This is a genomic window from Streptomyces sp. NPDC097595, from assembly GCF_044761525.1.
GTDB classification, from domain to species: Bacteria; Actinomycetota; Actinomycetes; order Streptomycetales; family Streptomycetaceae; genus Streptomyces; species Streptomyces drozdowiczii_A.
Window position 1 is genome coordinate 133,015 of record NZ_JBIWCN010000005.1, and the last position, 18,011, is coordinate 151,025.

Genomic DNA, 18,011 nt, shown 5'->3' on the forward strand with positions numbered 1-18,011 from the left:
TACCGGGCGCCCCGGGAGTCAGCCGGTGGCGGCGTTGAGCAGGTCGAGCGCGCTCTGCTGGCAGCCGTAGTCGGTGGTCCCGCCGCCGCCGTTCCAGTGCGGGCCGTACTGGTCGAGGGCGTTGCGGTCGCGGTCGTGGGCGCTGTCGGCCCAGCGGGTGAGGGGTGCGGCGTACGGGTGGTCGGAGAGCGTGCGGTTGAGGGCGCCGAGGCCGCGCACATAGGCGCCCTTGAAGCTGGGGCCGTCCCCGGTGCAGCCGTCGCCCTCGCCGGGCTCGCGCAGGACGCCGTCGGTCTGGAGCCGGACGGTGGACGCGTCGGCGAGGCCGCGCGCGGTCGTCAGGAGTCCGGCGTCGCCGGTGGCGCGGTGCAGTTCGGTGAGCGCGCCCAGGATGACGCCCTGGTTGTACGTCCAGGTGGGCTGGCCGTTGTTGGCGCAGTTGCCGTCGAGCCCGTCGTTGATCATGCGGTCACCGTTGATCATGCCGCTGCGCTGGAACCAGTCCCATTCGTTCTTCGCCCGGTCCAGATAGACGGTGTCGCCGGGGATGCGGTTGTGCAGGGCCGCCGTGAGGCCGAGGAAGAGTTCGTTGGTGATGGCGTTCTTGTAGTTGCCTTCGGTGTTCCACCGGACCCCGCCGCCGCAGGTGCCGTTCCAGTTGGCGAACATGTGGTCCGCGTCGGCCCGTGCGGTGTCGAGGTAGCGGCTCTCCCCCGTCAGGTCGTACGCGGCGATCCAGGCGAGGCCCCACCAGCCGGTGTCGTCCAGGTATTCGTTGCGGAACCGGCCGCCCTGGGCGTTGATGTTCTTCTCGTACGTGTCCGCGATGGCGTACCGGTAGCTGCCCATGCCGGTGATCCGGATGTTGTCGATGACGGCGGTCAGCGCGTTGGCCGCCGTCCACCAGCCGTTGCCGCCGAAGAGTTTGGTGCCCCGGTCGTACGACATCATCAGGGCGGTCGCGGCGGCGGTGCTCCTGCTGCCCGCGTTCCAGGTGGTGCGGGCCCAGGGGGTGCACGCGATGGCGCCGCCGCCCGCCGGCTGCCCGCAGGCGCGCAGGGCTCCGACGCCCTGGGTGTTCCAGTCGTCCACGTTGTACATCTGGGTGCGCCAGCCCCGGCCTCCGGACGGCACGGCGGTGTCGCCCAGCCGGCTGCCCGACGCCCAGGTCCTGCCGCCGTCCATGGACCGGTCCAGCCAGACGTGGTCGCCGGCCCCGCCGTTGTCGAGGGAGCCCCAGCCCATCGCGTCGGTGTCGTCGAAGTGGAGGGAGATCGTGCGGGAGTCGACGGTGGCCGTGACGGGGATCCGGTCCTGGGGACTGAGCGCCGGGTCCCGCGCGTCGCAGTACTTGTTGCAGACCGCCGCCTCCGGCGCGGCGGCGGCGGGAACGGCTCCCACAAGGAGCGCGGACAACGTTGTCAGGACAGCGCCGACGAGGGCTGCCCGAGGACGTGCAGGCTTCATGAGGGGGCTCCCGGAACGTGTGGGGGGGCGTCGGAGGGCGCTCCGCCGACGCGCAGGAGAACGCTCTCCGACGCTAGCGAAGCGCCATGGGCACGTCAACGGCGCGTGCGGCGGCCGTGCTGCGGGCCTCGCCCCGGACCACGTCCCGGTCCGCTTCCCGCACCGCGCCCCGGCCGGTCACCCGGCGCCGGGGTCCGGCCAGGCCGCGACCAGGGTGTCCAGGTCCGGGAAGCGGGAGCCGCCGATCGGCGCCCGGAGCATCTCCCCGTTGAGCCAGCAGACTTCGCCGGGGCTGCCGTCGCCGATGTCGAACAGGCAGCACACTCCCCCGGCGTCCGCCGCGAGGCCGGTGAACGTCTCCCGGACCGTGGCGGAGCGTTCGAAGAGGCGGCTCATCGCCGAGGTCGCCGCCCAGAACTCCATGGAGGCGTAGCCCGGGTGGTGGGTGGACGCGAAGCGGACCGTGGCGTAGATGTAGCCGACCTCCAGCCGCCCGCCGGTTTCCGATGGGTAGCCGGGCCGGTCGGCGTACGCGCGTACCGCGTCGTCCAGGCCGAACATGAGGGAGGTGTCAAGTTCGAGGTCGTCACCCGTGGTGCAGTCGACCGGGCCGCTCCCGAACTGCGAGGTGAAGGGAAGGGCGATCCGGTCGCCACCGGGCAGCGTGACGTGGAGCGGAGGCCCGTCGAGGTCCGGCGCCGCCAGCTCCGTCAGCGCGGTCAGCGCCCCGGCGACGTTCTGCGGGCGCAGGTAGATGTCGTAGCTGTAGGTCAGCCCCATGAGCGATACCCCTCCCCCTCGGCCCTACCGGATCGCACCCTCTCACGAACGGGCGGCCGGGCCCTGATCGTTTTTCGCGGGCCCGGACCCCGTCAACCGGCCGCGTACGCCAGCGGCGGGGCGATCGCCTGGGCGTCCGCTCCCTCGCCGACCCACAGTCCGATGAACAGCGCCGCCGTGGCTTCCAGGAGCCCCGCGCGTTCCAGTCCGCCGCCCGGCACGGGTGCGCACCCCGTGTCCCGTACGAGCCGGTGCACGTGCCCGAGGGAAGGGCCGTCGTCCCCGCACACCGGTACGGCCAGCGGGCGGCCGTCGAAGACGGGCGGGCGCATGCGCCATACGTCCTCGTGGCAGAGGTTGAACGCCTTGACCACGTGGGCTCCGGGCGCCGCCTCGGCCAGTCGCTCCGCGGCGGAGACACCACCGCGGGTCAGCAGCCGGAAGCCGGGGCCGACCGGGTTGGAGCAGTCGATCAGCGCCTTGCCCCGGAGCTCGGGCCCCAGGTCCCGCACCACCTCGGCGCCGGCCCCGAAGGGCAACGCGACGAGCACCACGTCACCGAAGGCGGCCGCCTCTCGCAGTCCCTCGGCCTTCGCGCCCCCGCCGAGCCGTGCCGCGAGCCCTCGCGCCCGCTCCCTGTCGCGTCCGCCGACCACGACCTCGTGCCCCGCCCGCACCCAGTGGGTGGCGAGCGCGTCCGCCATGTTGCCCGCACCCAGTACGCCGATCCTCATCACGCATGTCCTTTCGTCGACGGCCCGTTCAGCCGTTCGCATCGACGCTAGAACGCGGCTCGGGCACCATCTGGTACGTGACCACCGACGCCTTCCTCGCCGACTGCCGCGCCCGCCTGGCGTTCGACCTGCTCTCCCACACGTGGAACGCCGTGGTGCTCTGGTCCCTGCGCGACGGTCCCCGCCGCCCGGTCGAACTGCGCGAGCACATCGGGTCGATCAGCCCCAAGGTCCTCACCGAGACGCTGCGCCGCCTCCAGTTCAACGGGCTCGTGTCCCGGCGGGCGTACCCCGGCTCCCCGCCGCACGTGGAGTACGCGCTCACCGATCTGGGGCGCACCCTGCTGGGGCCCATCGACACCATCGGGGCATGGGCCTTCGAGCACGGCGACGAGGTGATGGCGGCGCAGGACGCCGGCGTGGACGAGCGGTAGCGGCCGGCGCGCTCGGGGCGGGGTCTCGGGCGGGATCTCAGGGCAGGATCGAGTCGACGTAGCCGCCGTCCACGCGGAGGGCGCCGCCCGTGGTGGCGGAGGCGTACGGCGAGGCGAGGTAGACGACCATGTGCGCGATCTCCTCGGGCTCGATGAGGCGTTGCAGCAGGGACTGCGGTCGGTGCTTGACCATGAACTCGTGCTGGGCCTCGTCCCAGGGGAGGTCGTCGCCGACGAGTTCGCGGACGAAGTCCTCGACGCCGCCGGTGTGGGTGGGGCCCGCGATGACGGAGTTGACCGTGACGCCGGTGCCCGCGGCGTCCTTGGCGAAGCCCCGGGAGACCGCGAGCAGCGAGGTCTTGGTCATGCCGTAGTGGATCATCTCGGCGGGGATGGCCACGGCCGAGTCGCTGGCGATGTTGAGGACGCGCCCCCAGCCGTTGTCCTTCATACGCGGCAGGTAGGCGCGGATGAGGCGGACGGCGGAGAGGACGTTGACCTCGAAGTAGCGGCGCCACTCCGCGTCCTCGATCTCCAGTGGCGAGGCGGACCCGAAGACACCGAGGCTGTTGACCAGGATGTCGACCGCGGGCGCGGCCTCCAGGACGGCGGCGGCGCCGTCCTCGGTCGCGAGGTCGCCCGCGGCGCCGGTGACCTCGTCGTTCCCTGATGCGGTCCGTACGGCGTGGACGGCCTCGGCGACCCGTTCCTGGCCGCGGCCGTTCACGACGACATGGGCGCCGGCGCGGGCCAGCCCGACGGCGATGGCCTCGCCGATGCCCTGGGTGGAGCCGGTGACCAGGGCGGTGCGGCCGGAGAGATCGATATGCATGGCGGGTCCTCCTCGCGCCGGGGCCGGCGACACGGCCCGCGCGGGTCAGTTGAGGGTGTCGGGGTCCGGGCCGGTGCGCAGTCCCCGGTCGAGGTCGGCCAGGGCGGCCAGGTCGGCGTCGGTCAGGTCGAACCCGAAGACGTCCAGGTTCTGCCGGATGCGGGCGGGGGTGACGGACTTGGGGATCACGATGTTGCCCGTCCGCAGATGCCAGCGCAGCACGACCTGGGCGGGCGTTACGCCGTTGGCCTGAGCGATGCGCACGACCGCCTCGTCCGCCAGCACCGCGCCCTGGGCCAGCGGGCTCCACGCCTCGGTCGCGATGCCGTGCTCGGCGTGGAAGGCGCGCAGCTCGGCCTGCTGGAGGCCGGGGTGCAGCTCGACCTGGTTGACGGCGGGGACGGTGCCGGTGTGCTCCATGAGCCGCCGCAGGTGGGGGACCTGGAAGTTGGAGACGCCGATCGCGCGGGCGCGGCCGCCGGCGAGGATCTTCTCCAGCGCCTTGTACGTCTCCACGTACAGGTCCCGGGCGGGGGTGGGCCAGTGGATGAGGTAGAGGTCCACGTGGTCCAGGCCGAGCTTGTCCAGGGAGGTGTCGAAGGCGGCGAGAGCCTGGTCGTAACCCTGGTCGGCGTTCCACAGCTTGGTCGTGACGAAGAGCTCCTCGCGCGGCAGCCCGGAGTCGGCGATGGCCCGGCCGACACCGCGTTCGTTGCCGTAGACGGCGGCGGTGTCGATGCTGCGGTAGCCGGCGTCCAGGGCGTGCCCGACCGCGGTGGCGGTCTCGTCGTCGGGGACCTGGAAGACGCCGAAGCCGAGCTGCGGCATGCGGACGCCGTTGTTGAGGGCGATAGGGGGCACGGAAGTCATGGGGGGTGGTCCTTTACGTGTTCGTCGTGCGCCGGGCGGCGAGCCGGGCCGGGCCGGCTCGCCGCACATGCATGCAAGCGCGCCTTACATGCATCGACAATACTTGCACACGCGCATTAATGCAATCGACTGCTTCCCGCGTCGGTCACTCCCCCACGTGCAGCCCGAAGCCCGTGCGGCCCGTCGGTTCCAGGCCCTCCTTGAGGTGCAGGGACGGGATCTCGTAGTCGCCGAAGTTCTGGCGGCGGTACGGGACCGGAGCGGTCGTTTCCAGGGTGAGCAGGCGCTCCTGCCATGCCTTGGCCGCTTCCGGGTAGTCCGTCTCGGTCATCCGGTCGGTGCCGTACAGGACGAACGGCGGCAGCACCTCCAGGCCGGGGTAGTGGAGGATGCCGTGCTGGATCGGGAACAGCAGGTCGTCGATGGGGCCGTTGATGCCCCGGGGCGCGTAGTGGGATTCGAGGCCGCCGACGGTCACCGAGAGCATCGCCCGGCGGCCCGCGAGGGTGCCCTCGCCGTAGCGCTCGCCGTACTTGGTGTCGCTGTGCTCGCCGACGCCGTACGCGAAGTGGAACGTGAACACGCGGTCCACCCAGCCCTTGAGGATCGCCGGCATCGTGTACCACCACAGGGGGAACTGGAAGATGACGGTGTCCGCCCACAGCAGCTTCTCCTGTTCGGCGCGCACGTCCGGGGTGAGCGTGCCCGCGTCGAAGGCGCGGCCGGAATCGCGGGCCGGCTTGAGCGGGTCCGAGGCGTCGGGCCCGTAGTCCGCCGCGTCGACGGTGGTCTTCCAGTTCATCGCGTACAGGTCGCTCACCCGCACCTCGTGCCCGGCCGCCTCCAGGGTCGAGACCGCGAGGTCCTTGAGCGAGCCGTTCAGGGACTTCGGCTCGGGGTGGGCGTGGACGATGAGCGTCTTCATGGGAAACGCACTCCTTCGGATCGGATGAGTTCGATCCTGGACGCCCGGGCGACGGTTGTTCAGGGGCGCCGCTTCCATCGGACCGGGCTTCCTGGTACCGGCAGGGCCACCCTCGCGCGGGGCGGGCGTGGCCATACTGGGGGCATGGACGATCTCGCGGGATTTTTGCGGACCCGGCGCGCCCGGGTCGACCCGGCCTCGGCCGGCATCTCCGCCGACAGCCGCCGCCGGGTCGACGGGCTGCGCCGCGAAGAGGTCGCGCACCTGTCCGGGGTGAGCGTCGACTACTACGTGCGCCTGGAACAGGGCCGCGCGACCCAGCCGTCGGAGCAGGTCCTCGACGCGCTCGCCCGCGTCCTCGGCCTGGACGAGACCGAGCGCGAGCACCTGGACCGGCTGGCCCGGCAGCGGCGCCGGCGGGCGAAGGCGCCGGGCGGGCGGGTCCGGCCCGAGGTGCTGCGGGTCCTCGATCTGGTCGTGGACGCCCCGGCGGTGCTCATGGACCACCGCATGGACGTCCTCGCGGGCAACCGCCTGGCCCGGCTGCTGTACGGCCGGCCGCTGCCGGGGATGAACACCGCCCGGCACCTCTTCCTGGAGGAGACCGAGCGGGGTCTGTACGCGGAGTGGGAGCAGTGCACCCTGGACGCGGTCGGCCACCTGCGCCTGGCCGCCGGCAAGTACCCGGACGACGCACGGCTGGCCTCGCTCATCGGGGAGCTGTCGATGGGCAGCGACCGCTTCCGCCGGCTGTGGGCCCGCGCGGACGTGCGCGCCCGTACGCATGGGCGCAAGGTCTACCGGCACCCGCTCGTCGGCGTGTTGGAGCTGCACCAGGAGAACTTCTCGCTGGCGGACGCGCCGGGCCGGGAGATGATCGTGCTGTCGGCGGCGCCCGGCAGCCCGGCGGAGGACGGGCTGCGGCTGCTGTCCGGGCTGGGGGCGGAGGGCGACGGCGCTCCCGACCGGTCCCGCGTCCGCGAGGAGCGCCCCCGCTAGCGCGCCGCCTCGAAGCGCGTCAGGTGGTCGTCGGTGAGCCGGACGTCCCGGGCGGCGAGGGCTTCCTCGACGTGCTGTACGCGGCTCACGCCGACGATCGGGGCGATGCCCTGGTGCAGCAGCCACGCCAGGACGACCTGGTTCTTCGTCGCGGAGACCTCGTCGGCGACCTCGTCCAGGACCGCGAGCACCCTGGCGGTGCCGGGGTGCTCGTACGTGTCGGGGAACGGCTTCTCCGGGCGCGTGTAGGAGCCCCAGAGCAGGGAGCTGTACGCCCACACCTCCAGCCCTTCCGCCTCGGCGAGGTCCAGGTCGTCGGGCGTGAGGTGGCGGTGGCCGCCCTCCGCGACGGGGGTGAGCGGGCGCGGCTGGACGAGGGAGTGGCGCAGTTGCAGGGCGGTCCACGGCTCCGCGCCCTGCTCGCGGGCGAGGGACCGGGCGCGCTCGACGCGCCAGGCGGTGTGGTTCGCCGCGCCGACCCGCAACGCCACGCCCTTGGTGACCAGTTCGCCGAAGGCCCCGACCGTCTCCTCCAGGGGGACGGTGCGGTCCTCGGCGTGGGCCCACAGCAGGTCGACGTGGCCGACGCCGAGGCGTTCCAGGCTCTCCGCCATGCCCGCGTGGACGGCGCGGGCGGAGAGACCCTCGGCGCTCTCGGGCCAGGAGTGCGGGACGAGCGGGTTCTGCCGGACCTTGGTCGCGATGCGTACGGCGTCGCGGGCGCCGGGGCGGGCCGCCAGCCAGGCGCCTATGACGCGCTCGCTGGCGCCGCCGACACCGCTGGGGTCGGCCCAGAAGGAGTAGCAGTTGGCGGTGTCGAGCCAGCCGCCGCCACCGGCGACGAAGGCGTCGAGGACGGCGAAGGAGGTGTCGGGGTCGACCTGGGTGCCGAAGCCCATGGTGCCCAGAACGATCCCGGGGTTCGCGTCGTTCATGTTGATGGCGTGCGTGTCGGTGCGGTTCGTGTTCGCGTTCATGTCCGTCATGCTCGGCGTTGAAGTGCGCTCCAGGTCAAGCCAGTCCTTCGAAACCTTCAGGAGTTGTGGTGGCGGATCTCGCGGAATCGGTCGAATCGATGGAACAACTCACCGTCGGCTGGCGGACCATGGTGCTCGACCGGGACGCCGGCGCGGATGTACGGGACCTGCCCGGGATCGCCGTGCGCTGGGCCGACTGCGGTTTCGCCTTCTGGAACTGCGTCACCCTGACCGACGTCGGCGCGGACGCGGCGCTCGCCGCCCGGCGCTTGAGCGAGGCGGCGGACATCATGCGGGCGAAGAGCCGGCCCGGCTTCCTCTGGGTCTTCGAGGGGCTGCTCGACGCGGAGGCGCGCGCCTCGCTGGACACGGCGGCCGAGCGCGCCGGCCTCACGTACGCCTTCCCCGGCACGGGCATGGCGGGCGACCTGTTCCCGCTGCCCGAACCGGCCCACCCCGAGCTGGAGTTCGTACGGGTGAGCGAGGACGCTCACCTGTTGGCGTACGCGGATCTGAACTCGCGGGCGTACGGCTTCCCCCTGGACGCGGGCCGCGACGGGCTGGCGGGGTCCTCACTGTGGAAGAGCGGGGTGCACGCCTATCTGGGGCTGCGGCAGGGGGTGCCGGTGACGTGTGCCGCGACGGTGGAGGCGGCGGGCCGGCTCTTCGTCGTGCTGGTCGCCACCGATCCGGCGTGGGAGCGCCGGGGATACGGGGAGGCGGTGACGCGCAAGGCGCTGTACGAGGGGGCCCGCGCCACCGGGCTGACCCGTGCCACCCTGCACGCGACGGCGGCGGGGGCGCCGGTGTACCCCCGGATCGGCTTCACCCCGAATTCGGCCATGCGCTTCTACGGGTTGCCGGAGTGAGCGGGAGGCGGCCGACGCTGTCACAGAACCATGACACGCGGGGTCACAACCCGGGGCCCGGGTGGCCTGTCCAACTGGGTGAGACGACGGGCTGATCCACCCGTCGTCGGCGGGACGCGGCAACCGGCCGCGCCGCCCACACGCCCTGGGGGAAATACCTTGAACACCGTTGCGCGCAGCCTGCGTTCGTCCGCCGTCGCCTCGGCCGCCGGCCTGCTGCTGACCCTCACCGGAGCCGCCCTGGCCCCGGCCGCCCTGGCCGACAGCGGCCCGCCCATGCTGGCCGTGTCCACCGACGCACCCGCGATGGTCGGCCTCGGCGGTCTGCCGGTCGCCTTCACCACCACGGCGTCCAACCCCGGCCCGAACGACACCTCGTCGGCGCGCCTGATCTACCGCATCGACGGTGAGAACGGGCTGCCGGAGCACGCCCTGAGCCTGGAGTACCGGCTCGACGGAACGACCTGGAAGAAGGTTCCGCTGGAGGTCAGCGAAGGCTCCGTGTACGGCGGCGAGCTGCCCGAGCAGTTCCCGCTGGCCGCCGGGAAGTCGCGGACCGTGCAGTTGCGGCTCGGCATGCCGATGGGCACCCCGCACCACGGCTCCAGCAACGGCGGCACCGACCACCTGAAGCTGACGACGATGATCTCCTACGGTGCCTCGGGGGCGGCGAACGACACCGATGTGGACAACGTCGCGGTCAGCGGGCTGGACACCCGCCTGTCGGGGGTACCCGCCACCGCGGTGGCCGGCGGGCCGGGGATCACCTTCAAGGCCACGGTCGACAACCCGACGCCGTCCGCGTACGAGAACGTGAGCGATGTGATCATGACGAGCCGCCACGCCTCCGTCCAGGTGCTGCGCTCGGGGAAGTGGACCACGCTGAAGCCGATCACCGACAGCGCCGAACCCGATGTGTACGGCTTCAACGTCATCGGCCCGGACGTGTCCATCAAGGCACACGGCAGCACGTCCACGCAGGTCCGGGTGACCTACCTCAAGGACGCGCCGGCCGGTAAGACCATCCTGAACCCGTGCGCGATCGTCAACGAGGGGCCGGGCACCTTCCGGGGCACGACGAGCTGTGGCGACAGGGCCACGGTCACCGTGAAGAAGGCGGTGGCCACCTCCGGCACCCCGTCCCCCTCCCCCTCCGTCACCGCGAGCGCGTCGTCCTCCCCCGCCGCGACGGGCACCGGCACCACCTCGGCGTCGTCCGGCACGACCGCGCAACTGGCGGAGACCGGGAGCGGCGGCGTCTCGGCGACGGCGGTGGGCGCGGCGGGCCTCGTCGCGGTCGGCGCGGGCGCCCTGGGCTTCACCGCGATGCGCCGCCGGCGCGGCCGGGTCTGAGGGGACGGCGGAAGGGGCCGGTCCACGGCGAGAACGGCCGTGGACCGGCCCCTTCCGGGTCGTGCGGGGTCAGGAGGCGATGAACCGCGCGACCTGGCCGAGGACGACCGTGTCCGCCAGGTACCCGATGTGGGTCTGGCAGACCACGTTGTTGTTCGTCGCGCCGCTCAGGCGGGTGCTGGTGTACGGGAGGATGACGCCGTCGCACGCCGAGTACCAGGTGGCGTACTTGGTGTCGCCGGGGGTCTCGTCACCCGAGGTGATCTGCGCGATGAACGAGGAGCCCGGGTACATCTGCTGACAGGTCGTGTAGATCAGGCAGGCACCGGCGGCCGTGGTGCCGTGGTTGGCGCCGGCGATGGACGCGAGGTGGCTGACGCTGGTGTTGCCGCCGAGCACCTTCAGGTAGTACTGGCTGACCAGGCCGCCCATCGAGTGGTTGACGATCGCGACCTTGCTCGCCCCGGTCCGGGACTTCACGTCGTTGACGAAGGCGGCGAGGCCCTGGGCGTTGGTGATGTTGTTGCCGTAGGAGTCGTACTCGTACGCGAACAGGTTCGAGCTCGACCAGCCGTTGAGGCGGAAGACGCTCATGGCCGTGGTCCAGTTGGAGGCGCTGCCGGTGTAGCCGTGGACGAAGACGACCGGGGTGCCGGTCGACAGCGGCTGCACGGCGGCGGCTCGGGCCGGGGCGGTCGTCTCGGCGGCGCCGGCCGCGGACGCCGGGGAGAACAGGGTGAACGCGACCGCGACGGCCGCGAGGGCGCCGAGGAGCCGGCGAGGTGAACGACGAGGCATGGGGCACTCCTGAGGGGAACGCGGGGATGTGGTTGCCTGCCCGCACAAGGTGCCGGGCGCGGGGTACCCACGCCATCGGCTAATTCACCGGTCTTCGCTACCCGTCGGCGGGTGCTCCGTGGCCGCAGGGGCCCGGGAAGCGGCACTTTTCAGCCGTTCGGGCCCTCGAAGCGGTGTTACGCCCCCGGCCGGCGCGGCGCTCGCGCAGAGTGCTGCGTATGACCACACCCGCTGAGCTGCTCCGCCTCCTCGCCCGCACCCGGGCCTCCCTCGACGGGGAGGAGGTCACGTACTGGTGGTCGGGCGATGTGTACTCCTGGGCTCCCGACCAGCCCTACCAGCGCCTCTTCGGCTTCGAGGGCGTCAACGTCGCCCGCCTGGTCCGGGACGCGGAAGCCGGGCCCGACGCCTACCAACTGCTCACCCGTGAGGCCGCGTTCTACCTCGACCCGCTCACCCGGGAGATCCTGGAGACCTGGCAGGACCTGCCGGTGGTGCACGTCTGGAACGACCCGGCCAACCAGAAGTGGCGGCCCTTCCCGGTGCCCATGACGGAGCTGGGCGCACAGGTGTGCTTCAGCCTGGAGATCCCGCTGGCCTATCCGTCGCCGCTGCCCGTCGCGGAGTACCCCGTGCACTCGTCCGGGGACACCTACCGGGCGCTTGAGCTCTTCCAGTTCTTCGCCGACCGGGCGGAGCTGGCCGGTCCGGCGGCGAGTGTGTCCGCCACGATGTCGTGGACGCGGATGTCCCCGTGGCTGCCGTGGATGGCCCGGGGGCAGGCGCCGGGCGGGCTGACGTTCCACTGCCGGGGCCGGAAGCTGGGCTCGTACGCGGAGGTGCCCGAGCGCACCCGCGCCTACATCGCGGACCGGCACCCGGAGTTCGCGCACGCGCCGGAGAAGTGGAGCGAGCCGAACGAGACCAGCTGGACGTACTTCCGCAAGCTCAACCCGCCCGCGTAGAGGGGCGCGCGGGCAGCTCAGTCCTTGCGGCCCGTCGCGGCGATGGTGACGCCGAGCCCGATCATGGTGAGCCCGCCGACGCCTCCGACGAGCGACATCCGCCGGGGCGAGCGGGCGAACCAGTCGCGTCCCGTCGCCGCCGCCAGCCCCCAGATGCTGTCGCAGGTCAGCGCGATCAGGTTGAACACCAGTCCGAGCTCCAGCATCTGGACCATGACGTGCCCGTGCTCGCGGTCCACGAACTGCGGCAGCACGGCCGCGAAGAACACGATGGTCTTCGGGTTCGCGACTCCGACGGCGAACCCTTCCCACAGCGTGCGCAGGCTCCCCCGCGCCTCCCCCTCGGTGCTGAACGCGGCCTGCAATGAACCGCGTTGGCGCCAAGCCTTCACCCCGAGGTGGACGAGGTAGACGGCGCCCGCCAGCTTCAGGGCGGTGAAGACGAGCACGGAGCGTTCCACGACCGCCCCGAGACCGAGCGCCACGGCCACGATGAGGACGTACGCGCCCAGGGTGTTGCCGACGACCGTGGTCAGCGCGGCGCGGCGGCCCTGCGCCAGGGCGCGTCCGATCACGAACAGCACGCTGGGGCCGGGGATCACGATGAGCAGGAACGACATGGCCGCGAAGGCCAGCGCACGGTCGGAGGACACCATGCGGCCATGTAAGCACGCACCGTACCCGCCCCACAGCCGAATTCCGGGCGGGCTGTGCGGCGGTGCCAACTCGCGCCCGCCGCCCGCCTTATGGACACCGCGCCATGGGCGTGCTCTCATGCCACTTGCACTTTTCCAACGATGCACAACGAGCGGTGCGGTGCGGACGGGCCGACCGGTCGGCGTGAGAACGGAGTCGCACATGAAACCTCCATCCGCGAGGCGGCGCAGAGGGCTGCGGCGGTGGATCGGTGGAGCCGCCGTCCTCGGGACCGCCGCCGCCATGACGGTGACGGGCACGGCGGGTCCGGCGTCGGCCGGCGGACCGCACAGCCACCGCATCCCGACGGTCACCTCGGGTGACGCCCGGTTCCAGGTCCTGTCGCCCACGCTGATCCGGACCGAGTACGCGGGTGACGGGGCCTTCACCGACGAGGCGACCTTCAACGCCATCGGCCGGGGCTCCTTCGCCCCGGCCGCGTACACCACGAAGACGGCGGACGGCTGGCTCACCCTCACCACGAGCGCGGTGACGCTGCGGTACAAGGTGGGCTCCGGGCCCTTCGACGCGAGCAACCTGTCGGTCCGGCTCAACACCGGCGAATCGCCCGTGACCGCGAGCCCCTGGCACCGCATCACCTGCGCGCCCGGTGCGCTGTGCGAGGCGGAGAACCTGCGGGCCGGCGGGGTCTCCGTGGCGTCCGACCACGACGGCTACACCGGTTCCGGGTTCGCCGCCGGCTTCGAGAGCACCGGCGCCTCCCTGTCCTCTGACATCGATGTCAACGCTGCGGGCGCCTACCGGTTCGCCGTGCGATACGCCAATGCGCGCGGCGGCGACGGCAAGAGCGAGCCGCGCACCCTCACCCTGTCGGTGGACGGCGGTGACGAGCAGCGGGTGACGCTGCCGCCGACGGCGGACTGGGACACCTGGGACACCGTCTACGCCGATGTCCGGCTGGGCGCCGGGCACCACGCGGTCGGCCTGACCCGGGGCGCTTCGGACTCCGGCAGTGTGAACGTGGACAGCGTCGCGCTGCTGGGCGGGGGCGAGGCGTTCCCGCCCGCGTCGAGCACGGCGATCGCCGACTGCCGGTTCGGGGTGAGCTGTGAGGCGGAGGCCGGGCGTGTCATCGGTTCGGCGGCGGCGGCCACCGATCACACGGGCTTCGCCGGGACCGGCTTCGTCGCGGAGCTCAACCAGGGCTCCTCACTGACGACGCATGTGGTGGAGGTCCCCTCGGCCGGGACGTACAGCCTGCGCGTCCGTTACGCCAACGGCCCGGGCGGCGACGGCCGGCACGTGACGCGCACCGCCGCCGTGTCGGCGGGCGGCGCCACCGGCACCCTGTCGTTCCCCGCGACGGACGACTGGGACACGTGGTCCACGGCGACCCTGCCCGTCCGCCTGGAGGCGGGTGCCAACGACGTCACGCTCGCCTGCCCGGACGCGGGGAGCTGCCACGTGAACGCGGACACCGTCTCCGTCGCCGCGACCGGCGACCCGGCCCCGCAGCCGCATCTGGCCCTCGGCGGCTACCGGCGCGGCCTCGACGGCGTCACCGGCAACGGCGCGGCCCCCGTCACCACGCCCGGCCTGCTCAACCAGGACGGCTGGTACCTCCTGGACGACACCCCGTCCGCGCTCTACGACTCCGCCACCCGCGAGGTGACCCAGCGCTCCGATCACGGCGGCGCCCCGTACCAGGACGGCTACCTCTTCGGCTACGGCCACGACTACAAGCAGGGCCTCGGCGACCTGGCGGCCCTCACCGGACCGCCCGCGCTGCTGCCCTCCTGGGCGTACGGGGTCTGGTACTCGGAGTACATCGACCGCACGGACGCGGACTACCGGAACACGATCCTGCCGACGTTCCGTTCCGAGGGCGTGCCGTTGGACGTGCTGGTGACGGACACCGACTACAAGGCCGTCAACGCGTGGAGCGGTTGGGAGATCGACACGGCCAAGTTCCCCGATCCGAAGGGGTTCTTCGACTGGTCCGAGTCCCAGGGCCTGCACAACACGCTCAATGTGCACCCCAGCATCCTCGCCGCCGACCCCCAGTTCGCGCAGGCGCAGAAGACCGCCAAGGGCAAGCTGGAGAAGGGGAGTTGCGGTGGCGGCGCGGGGCCGGACTGCTACGTCTTCGACTTCGGCGACCCCGACCAGTTGCAGGCGTACATGGATCTGCACCGGACCATGGACGAGCAGGGCAACGACTTCTGGTGGCTCGACTGGTGCTGCGACTCGTCGCAGTCGTCGCTGCCCGGTGTGACCCCGGACGCGTGGATCAACCAGCAGTACGCGGACACCACCGGCCGCCACCTCGACCGCCCGTTCGTCCTCTCGCGCGCCTACGGTTCGCTCCAGGCCGCCGGTTACAGCGGCCAGCAGTCGGTGCCCACCGGCCCCTGGGCGGACAAGCGCACCACGGTCCACTTCACCGGCGACACGTCGTCCACCTGGGGCACGCTGAAGTTCGAGGTGGGGTACACCCCGGCCGAGTCGGCGGCGACCGGGATGGCCAACGTCACGCATGACATCGGCGGCCACAACGACACGACGGGCCTCAAGGGCTCGGAGGCGTACACCGACGGCGGTGGCACGCACACCACGACGAAGCTGCCCGACGACCTGTACGCGCGCTGGGTGCAGTTCGGCACCTTCCAGCCCGTCGACCGGCTGCACAGCAACCACAGCGACCGGCTGCCCTGGCAGTACGGCCCCGAGGCGGCGGCCTCCGCGAAGAAGTTCCTCAACCTGCGCGAGAGTCTGCTGCCGTACACGTACACCCTCGCCGAGGAGGCCAACCGGACCGGTGTGCCGATCGTCCGGCCGATGTATCTGGAGTACCCGGAGGAGCGGCAGGCGTACGAGACGGCCGGCAGCGAGTACTTCTACGGCTCCGACCTGCTGGTCGCCCCGGTCACCACGCCCGGCGCCTCCGCGAGGACGTCGGTGTGGTTCCCACCGGGGCAGTGGACGGACTACTTCACCGGCAGGACGTACGAGGGCGGCACCACGCAGGACGTCACGACGACGCTGGACACCATGCCGGTGTTCGTCAGGGCGGGCGCCGTCGTCCCGAGCCGCACGCATGACGTCGCCCACGACGGGGCGCCCGGCGCGGACGACCTCACGCTCACGATCGCCCCGGGCGGCTCCGGTTCGTTCAGCCTGTACGAGGACGACGGCGGCGCCGCGGGCCAGGCCCGGAGCGCCACGACGAAGGTCTCCTACAAGGAGTCCGGCGCACGCCACACGGTGTCCATCGCCCCGGCGAAGGGGTCCTTCCGGGGTCAGCCGAAGGCCCGCACGTGGACCCTGTCGGTCAAGGCGGACCACGCGCCCCGGAAGGTCACCGCGAGCGGGGCCCACCTGTCCCCGCAGGCGTACAAGTGGGACGCGGGCTCCAAGACGCTGAACGTCACCCTGCCGCAGCGCAACATCCACGTGCCGGTCACCGTCACGTACTGGTAGCAGCGGCCCGGCAGTCGGTCAGTCCTTGCTGGCCGACTGCCAGGACAGGCCCCAGTCGTAGGCGAGGTCGACGGCCTGCTGCTTGAAGATGCCGGGCGGGAGGATGATGTACTTCGCCTCCCGGCGGACGATGAGTTCGCCGTTGACGTTCTCGATGAGGGCGATCGCCGCGACGGGTGCGGGGACCGTGCACTCGTCCAACTGGACCTCGATGGGCGGTCCGGCGGGCGGGTAGAGGGTGGCCACGCCGTGCAGGCCGGCGAAGCTGGACGCGCCGGAGTAGACGGCCACGAAGACCAGGAGGCGCTTGATCTCGGAGGTGTGGTCGAGGTTGATCGTGAGGTTCTCGCCGTCCTCGCTGCCTCCGGTCCGGTCGTCGTGGTCCAGCTGGACGTAGGGCGGCTCGTCGTACGAGCCGAACTGATTGTTGATGGGGTGGACGATCCCGCTCGCCCCGTTCTGCAGCTCCCACAGGCAGGAGAGGTCGAGGTCGACGTCTTCGAGGCGGACGGCGTCGCGGCCCTTGTTCATCCAGCCGCCCGGGGGTGTGCGGGCGCTCCAGGAGAGGTTGACCCGCATCGCGCCGGACGTCGCTCCCTGTTTGGTGAGGGAGACCGAGGGCGCGTTCTTGGTCAGCGTGATCTTCGTCAGCCGTACGGGCGGGGCGACGGGCGCGGCGACCGGGGCGGGGGGCGCGGGCTCGTCCACGGTGATGCCGAAGTCGGTGGCGAGCCCCGCCAGGCCGGAGGCGTAACCCTGGCCTACGGCGCGGAACTTCCACGCGCCGTTGCGCCGGTACAGCTCCCCGAGCACGAACGCGGTCTCCGTGGTGGCGTCCACCGGGTCGAACCGTGCCGTCTCGGCACCGGTCGCGGCGTCCAGCACCCGGATGCAGAGGCCGGACACCCTGCCGAACGTGCCGTCCGTGGAAGCCGCGAGGACCACGGTCGCGATGTCCTGCTCCACCGACGGCAGGGACACCTGGATCGTCTCGACCACCCCGGCGCCGTCCTGCCTCCGGCCCTCGTGGCGCACGGCGCCACGAGGGTGGACGGGCTGGTTGTAGAACACGAAGTCGTCGTCCGAGCGGACCCTGCCGCCCGCCGTGAGCAGCAGCGCCGACGCGTCGACATCGGGCGCGCCGGGGCCGGTGCGCCAGCCGAGCTCCACCCGTACGACCGGGCTCGCGATCGGTGTGTTGGCACCCTTGCGCAACGACATATGGCTCCCCCTCAGCAGTCCGTCCGTCCCGGGCAGCGTACGGAATGCGGGGTGGCCGTCAGGCGTGAAGCGGGGAATTGGGTGGGCCCGCCCCCGCTGGGATGCGGAGGCGGGCCGGTGAGCGGCGCCGATCAGCGGACCTGGAGGCTCCGCTGCTCCTTGAACGAGGCGCAGTTGGAGTTCTCCACGGACACGTACACGTTGGCGATGTGACCGCCCCAGCTGACGCAGTGGCCCTTGCCGTAGGCGTAGGCCGGACCGGCGTACGACGTGTAGTTCCCGTAGTCGCTCGCCGACGCGTCGGTGTCGGGGACGTAGAGGTACGCCGACATGTCCTTCGCGGCGCCGGGCGTGGACCGGATGGTCACGACACAGTTCTTGCCGTTCGACGCGTTGTACGTCAGGTAGACCGTGCCGAGGGAGCCCACGGCGGCGGAGTTGACGGTCTTGTACGCGCTGCCGCAGACCTTCTGCGGGGTGGTGTTGGGCGCGGCGGACGCGGTCGGGCCGAAGGCGGCCGTCGCGCCCACCATGAGGGTGGTCAGGGCCCCGGCGGTGGCGAGAGTACGGATGTTTCGCATATTTCCCCCTTGTAGCTCCAGGAGTGTTTTGCTCCTACTTGATGGGACCTCCCAGGGACACGGATGGTT

Annotated in this window: 17 protein-coding genes; 6 read left to right on the forward strand and 11 right to left on the reverse strand. The window is 71.8% G+C overall.

The genetic code is table 11. The features are described from left to right. Nucleotides 1-18 precede the first annotated feature (18 nt). From ACIQZN_RS10070 to ACIQZN_RS10080, 3 genes are all read right to left on the reverse strand, one after another. The gene (locus ACIQZN_RS10070; protein ID WP_403990173.1) at nt 19-1,467 is read right to left on the reverse strand and encodes a glycoside hydrolase family 76 protein; all 1,449 of its coding nucleotides are present in this window, start codon (nt 1,465-1,467) and stop codon (nt 19-21) included. Nucleotides 1,468-1,644: 177 nt separating this feature from the next. Continuing rightward, nucleotides 1,645-2,247, reverse strand: coding sequence for a hypothetical protein (locus tag ACIQZN_RS10075; protein ID WP_403990175.1), 603 nt, complete (start codon nt 2,245-2,247; stop codon nt 1,645-1,647). Nucleotides 2,248-2,339: 92 nt separating this feature from the next. Beyond that, nucleotides 2,340-2,981 carry an NADPH-dependent F420 reductase gene (locus ACIQZN_RS10080; RefSeq protein ID WP_403990177.1) on the reverse strand — a complete coding sequence of 214 codons (642 nt, stop codon included), beginning with the start codon at nt 2,979-2,981 and terminating at the stop codon, nt 2,340-2,342. Between the two features lie 77 nt (nt 2,982-3,058). Between ACIQZN_RS10080 and ACIQZN_RS10085 the strand changes: the two genes are divergently transcribed. Further along, complete coding sequence (locus ACIQZN_RS10085) at nt 3,059-3,415, forward strand: winged helix-turn-helix transcriptional regulator (RefSeq protein ID WP_403990179.1); 357 nt, start codon at nt 3,059-3,061, stop codon at nt 3,413-3,415. 37 nt (nt 3,416-3,452) lie between these two features. Here ACIQZN_RS10085 and ACIQZN_RS10090 read toward each other — a convergent pair whose 3' ends face one another. The 3 genes from ACIQZN_RS10090 to ACIQZN_RS10100 all read right to left on the reverse strand — a co-directional run bounded on the left by ACIQZN_RS10090 (nt 3,453) and on the right by ACIQZN_RS10100 (nt 6,042). Further along, a complete protein-coding gene (locus tag ACIQZN_RS10090) occupies nt 3,453-4,247 on the reverse strand; it encodes an SDR family NAD(P)-dependent oxidoreductase (protein ID WP_403990181.1) in 795 nt (264 codons plus the stop codon). A 45-nt stretch (nt 4,248-4,292) separates the two neighbouring features. Further along, complete coding sequence (locus ACIQZN_RS10095) at nt 4,293-5,117, reverse strand: aldo/keto reductase (protein ID WP_403990183.1); 825 nt, start codon at nt 5,115-5,117, stop codon at nt 4,293-4,295. A gap of 145 nt (nt 5,118-5,262) precedes the next feature. Then, entirely contained in the window at nt 5,263-6,042 is a 780-nt protein-coding gene (locus ACIQZN_RS10100) for an NAD(P)H-dependent oxidoreductase (RefSeq protein WP_403990185.1), read from the reverse strand. Nucleotides 6,043-6,186: 144 nt separating this feature from the next. Between ACIQZN_RS10100 and ACIQZN_RS10105 the strand changes: the two genes are divergently transcribed. Continuing rightward, on the forward strand, nt 6,187-7,041 hold the full coding sequence (locus ACIQZN_RS10105) for a helix-turn-helix transcriptional regulator (protein WP_403990187.1): 855 nt from the start codon (nt 6,187-6,189) through the stop codon (nt 7,039-7,041). On the opposite strand, the gene ACIQZN_RS10110 is transcribed toward ACIQZN_RS10105, so the two are convergent. Continuing rightward, entirely contained in the window at nt 7,038-7,976 is a 939-nt protein-coding gene (locus tag ACIQZN_RS10110; RefSeq protein ID WP_403990857.1) for an aldo/keto reductase, read from the reverse strand. The two genes, ACIQZN_RS10105 and ACIQZN_RS10110, sit on opposite strands and share 4 nt — an antisense overlap. A 110-nt stretch (nt 7,977-8,086) precedes the next feature. Here ACIQZN_RS10110 and ACIQZN_RS10115 point away from each other — a divergent pair, with 110 nt between their 5' ends. Together ACIQZN_RS10115 and ACIQZN_RS10120 are read left to right on the forward strand one after the other, a co-directional pair. Beyond that, nucleotides 8,087-8,887: a GNAT family N-acetyltransferase gene (locus ACIQZN_RS10115; RefSeq protein WP_403990189.1), complete on the forward strand. Its 801-nt coding sequence runs from the start codon at nt 8,087-8,089 to the stop codon at nt 8,885-8,887. Nucleotides 8,888-9,046: 159 nt separating this feature from the next. Beyond that, on the forward strand, nt 9,047-10,240 hold the full coding sequence (locus ACIQZN_RS10120; RefSeq protein ID WP_403990191.1) for a hypothetical protein: 1,194 nt from the start codon (nt 9,047-9,049) through the stop codon (nt 10,238-10,240). 69 nt (nt 10,241-10,309) lie between these two features. Here ACIQZN_RS10120 and ACIQZN_RS10125 read toward each other — a convergent pair whose 3' ends face one another. Next, nucleotides 10,310-11,038 (reverse strand): esterase/lipase family protein, encoded by a 729-nt coding sequence (locus ACIQZN_RS10125; RefSeq protein WP_403990193.1) that lies wholly within the window; start codon nt 11,036-11,038, stop codon nt 10,310-10,312. A 218-nt stretch (nt 11,039-11,256) separates the two neighbouring features. Here ACIQZN_RS10125 and ACIQZN_RS10130 point away from each other — a divergent pair, with 218 nt between their 5' ends. Beyond that, entirely contained in the window at nt 11,257-12,003 is a 747-nt protein-coding gene (locus ACIQZN_RS10130) for a DUF1838 family protein (RefSeq protein WP_403990195.1), read from the forward strand. A gap of 17 nt (nt 12,004-12,020) precedes the next feature. Here the strand turns inward: ACIQZN_RS10130 and ACIQZN_RS10135 are convergent, their stop codons facing one another. Then, complete coding sequence (locus ACIQZN_RS10135) at nt 12,021-12,659, reverse strand: LysE family translocator (protein ID WP_403990197.1); 639 nt, start codon at nt 12,657-12,659, stop codon at nt 12,021-12,023. 283 nt (nt 12,660-12,942) lie between these two features. Between ACIQZN_RS10135 and ACIQZN_RS10140 the strand changes: the two genes are divergently transcribed. Next, complete coding sequence (locus tag ACIQZN_RS10140; protein ID WP_403990860.1) at nt 12,943-16,140, forward strand: TIM-barrel domain-containing protein; 3,198 nt, start codon at nt 12,943-12,945, stop codon at nt 16,138-16,140. 18 nt (nt 16,141-16,158) lie between these two features. On the opposite strand, the gene ACIQZN_RS10145 is transcribed toward ACIQZN_RS10140, so the two are convergent. Next, a complete protein-coding gene (locus ACIQZN_RS10145) occupies nt 16,159-17,361 on the reverse strand; it encodes a TerD family protein (RefSeq protein ID WP_403990199.1) in 1,203 nt (400 codons plus the stop codon). 131 nt (nt 17,362-17,492) lie between these two features. Next, nucleotides 17,493-17,942: a spore-associated protein gene (locus ACIQZN_RS10150; RefSeq protein WP_403990201.1), complete on the reverse strand. Its 450-nt coding sequence runs from the start codon at nt 17,940-17,942 to the stop codon at nt 17,493-17,495. Nucleotides 17,943-18,011: the final 69 nt, after the last annotated feature.

Excerpts from the sequence above, each read along its gene's own strand:
- ACIQZN_RS10140 (WP_403990860.1), top strand. The coding sequence starts at position 12,943 with ATGACGGTGACGGGCACGGCGGGTCCGGCGTCGGCCGGCGGACCGCAC.
- ACIQZN_RS10100 (WP_403990185.1), bottom strand. The coding sequence starts at position 6,042 with ATGAAGACGCTCATCGTCCACGCCCACCCCGAGCCGAAGTCCCTGAAC.
- ACIQZN_RS10090 (WP_403990181.1), bottom strand. The coding sequence starts at position 4,247 with ATGCATATCGATCTCTCCGGCCGCACCGCCCTGGTCACCGGCTCCACC.
- ACIQZN_RS10105 (WP_403990187.1), top strand. The coding sequence starts at position 6,187 with ATGGACGATCTCGCGGGATTTTTGCGGACCCGGCGCGCCCGGGTCGAC.
- ACIQZN_RS10075 (WP_403990175.1), bottom strand. The coding sequence starts at position 2,247 with ATGGGGCTGACCTACAGCTACGACATCTACCTGCGCCCGCAGAACGTC.
- ACIQZN_RS10130 (WP_403990195.1), top strand. The coding sequence starts at position 11,257 with ATGACCACACCCGCTGAGCTGCTCCGCCTCCTCGCCCGCACCCGGGCC.
- ACIQZN_RS10125 (WP_403990193.1), bottom strand. The coding sequence starts at position 11,038 with ATGCCTCGTCGTTCACCTCGCCGGCTCCTCGGCGCCCTCGCGGCCGTC.
- ACIQZN_RS10150 (WP_403990201.1), bottom strand. The coding sequence starts at position 17,942 with ATGCGAAACATCCGTACTCTCGCCACCGCCGGGGCCCTGACCACCCTC.
- ACIQZN_RS10145 (WP_403990199.1), bottom strand. The coding sequence starts at position 17,361 with ATGTCGTTGCGCAAGGGTGCCAACACACCGATCGCGAGCCCGGTCGTA.
- ACIQZN_RS10080 (WP_403990177.1), bottom strand. The coding sequence starts at position 2,981 with ATGAGGATCGGCGTACTGGGTGCGGGCAACATGGCGGACGCGCTCGCC.
- ACIQZN_RS10070 (WP_403990173.1), bottom strand. The coding sequence starts at position 1,467 with ATGAAGCCTGCACGTCCTCGGGCAGCCCTCGTCGGCGCTGTCCTGACA.
- ACIQZN_RS10135 (WP_403990197.1), bottom strand. The coding sequence starts at position 12,659 with ATGGTGTCCTCCGACCGTGCGCTGGCCTTCGCGGCCATGTCGTTCCTG.
- ACIQZN_RS10095 (WP_403990183.1), bottom strand. The coding sequence starts at position 5,117 with ATGACTTCCGTGCCCCCTATCGCCCTCAACAACGGCGTCCGCATGCCG.
- ACIQZN_RS10110 (WP_403990857.1), bottom strand. The coding sequence starts at position 7,976 with ATGAACGACGCGAACCCCGGGATCGTTCTGGGCACCATGGGCTTCGGC.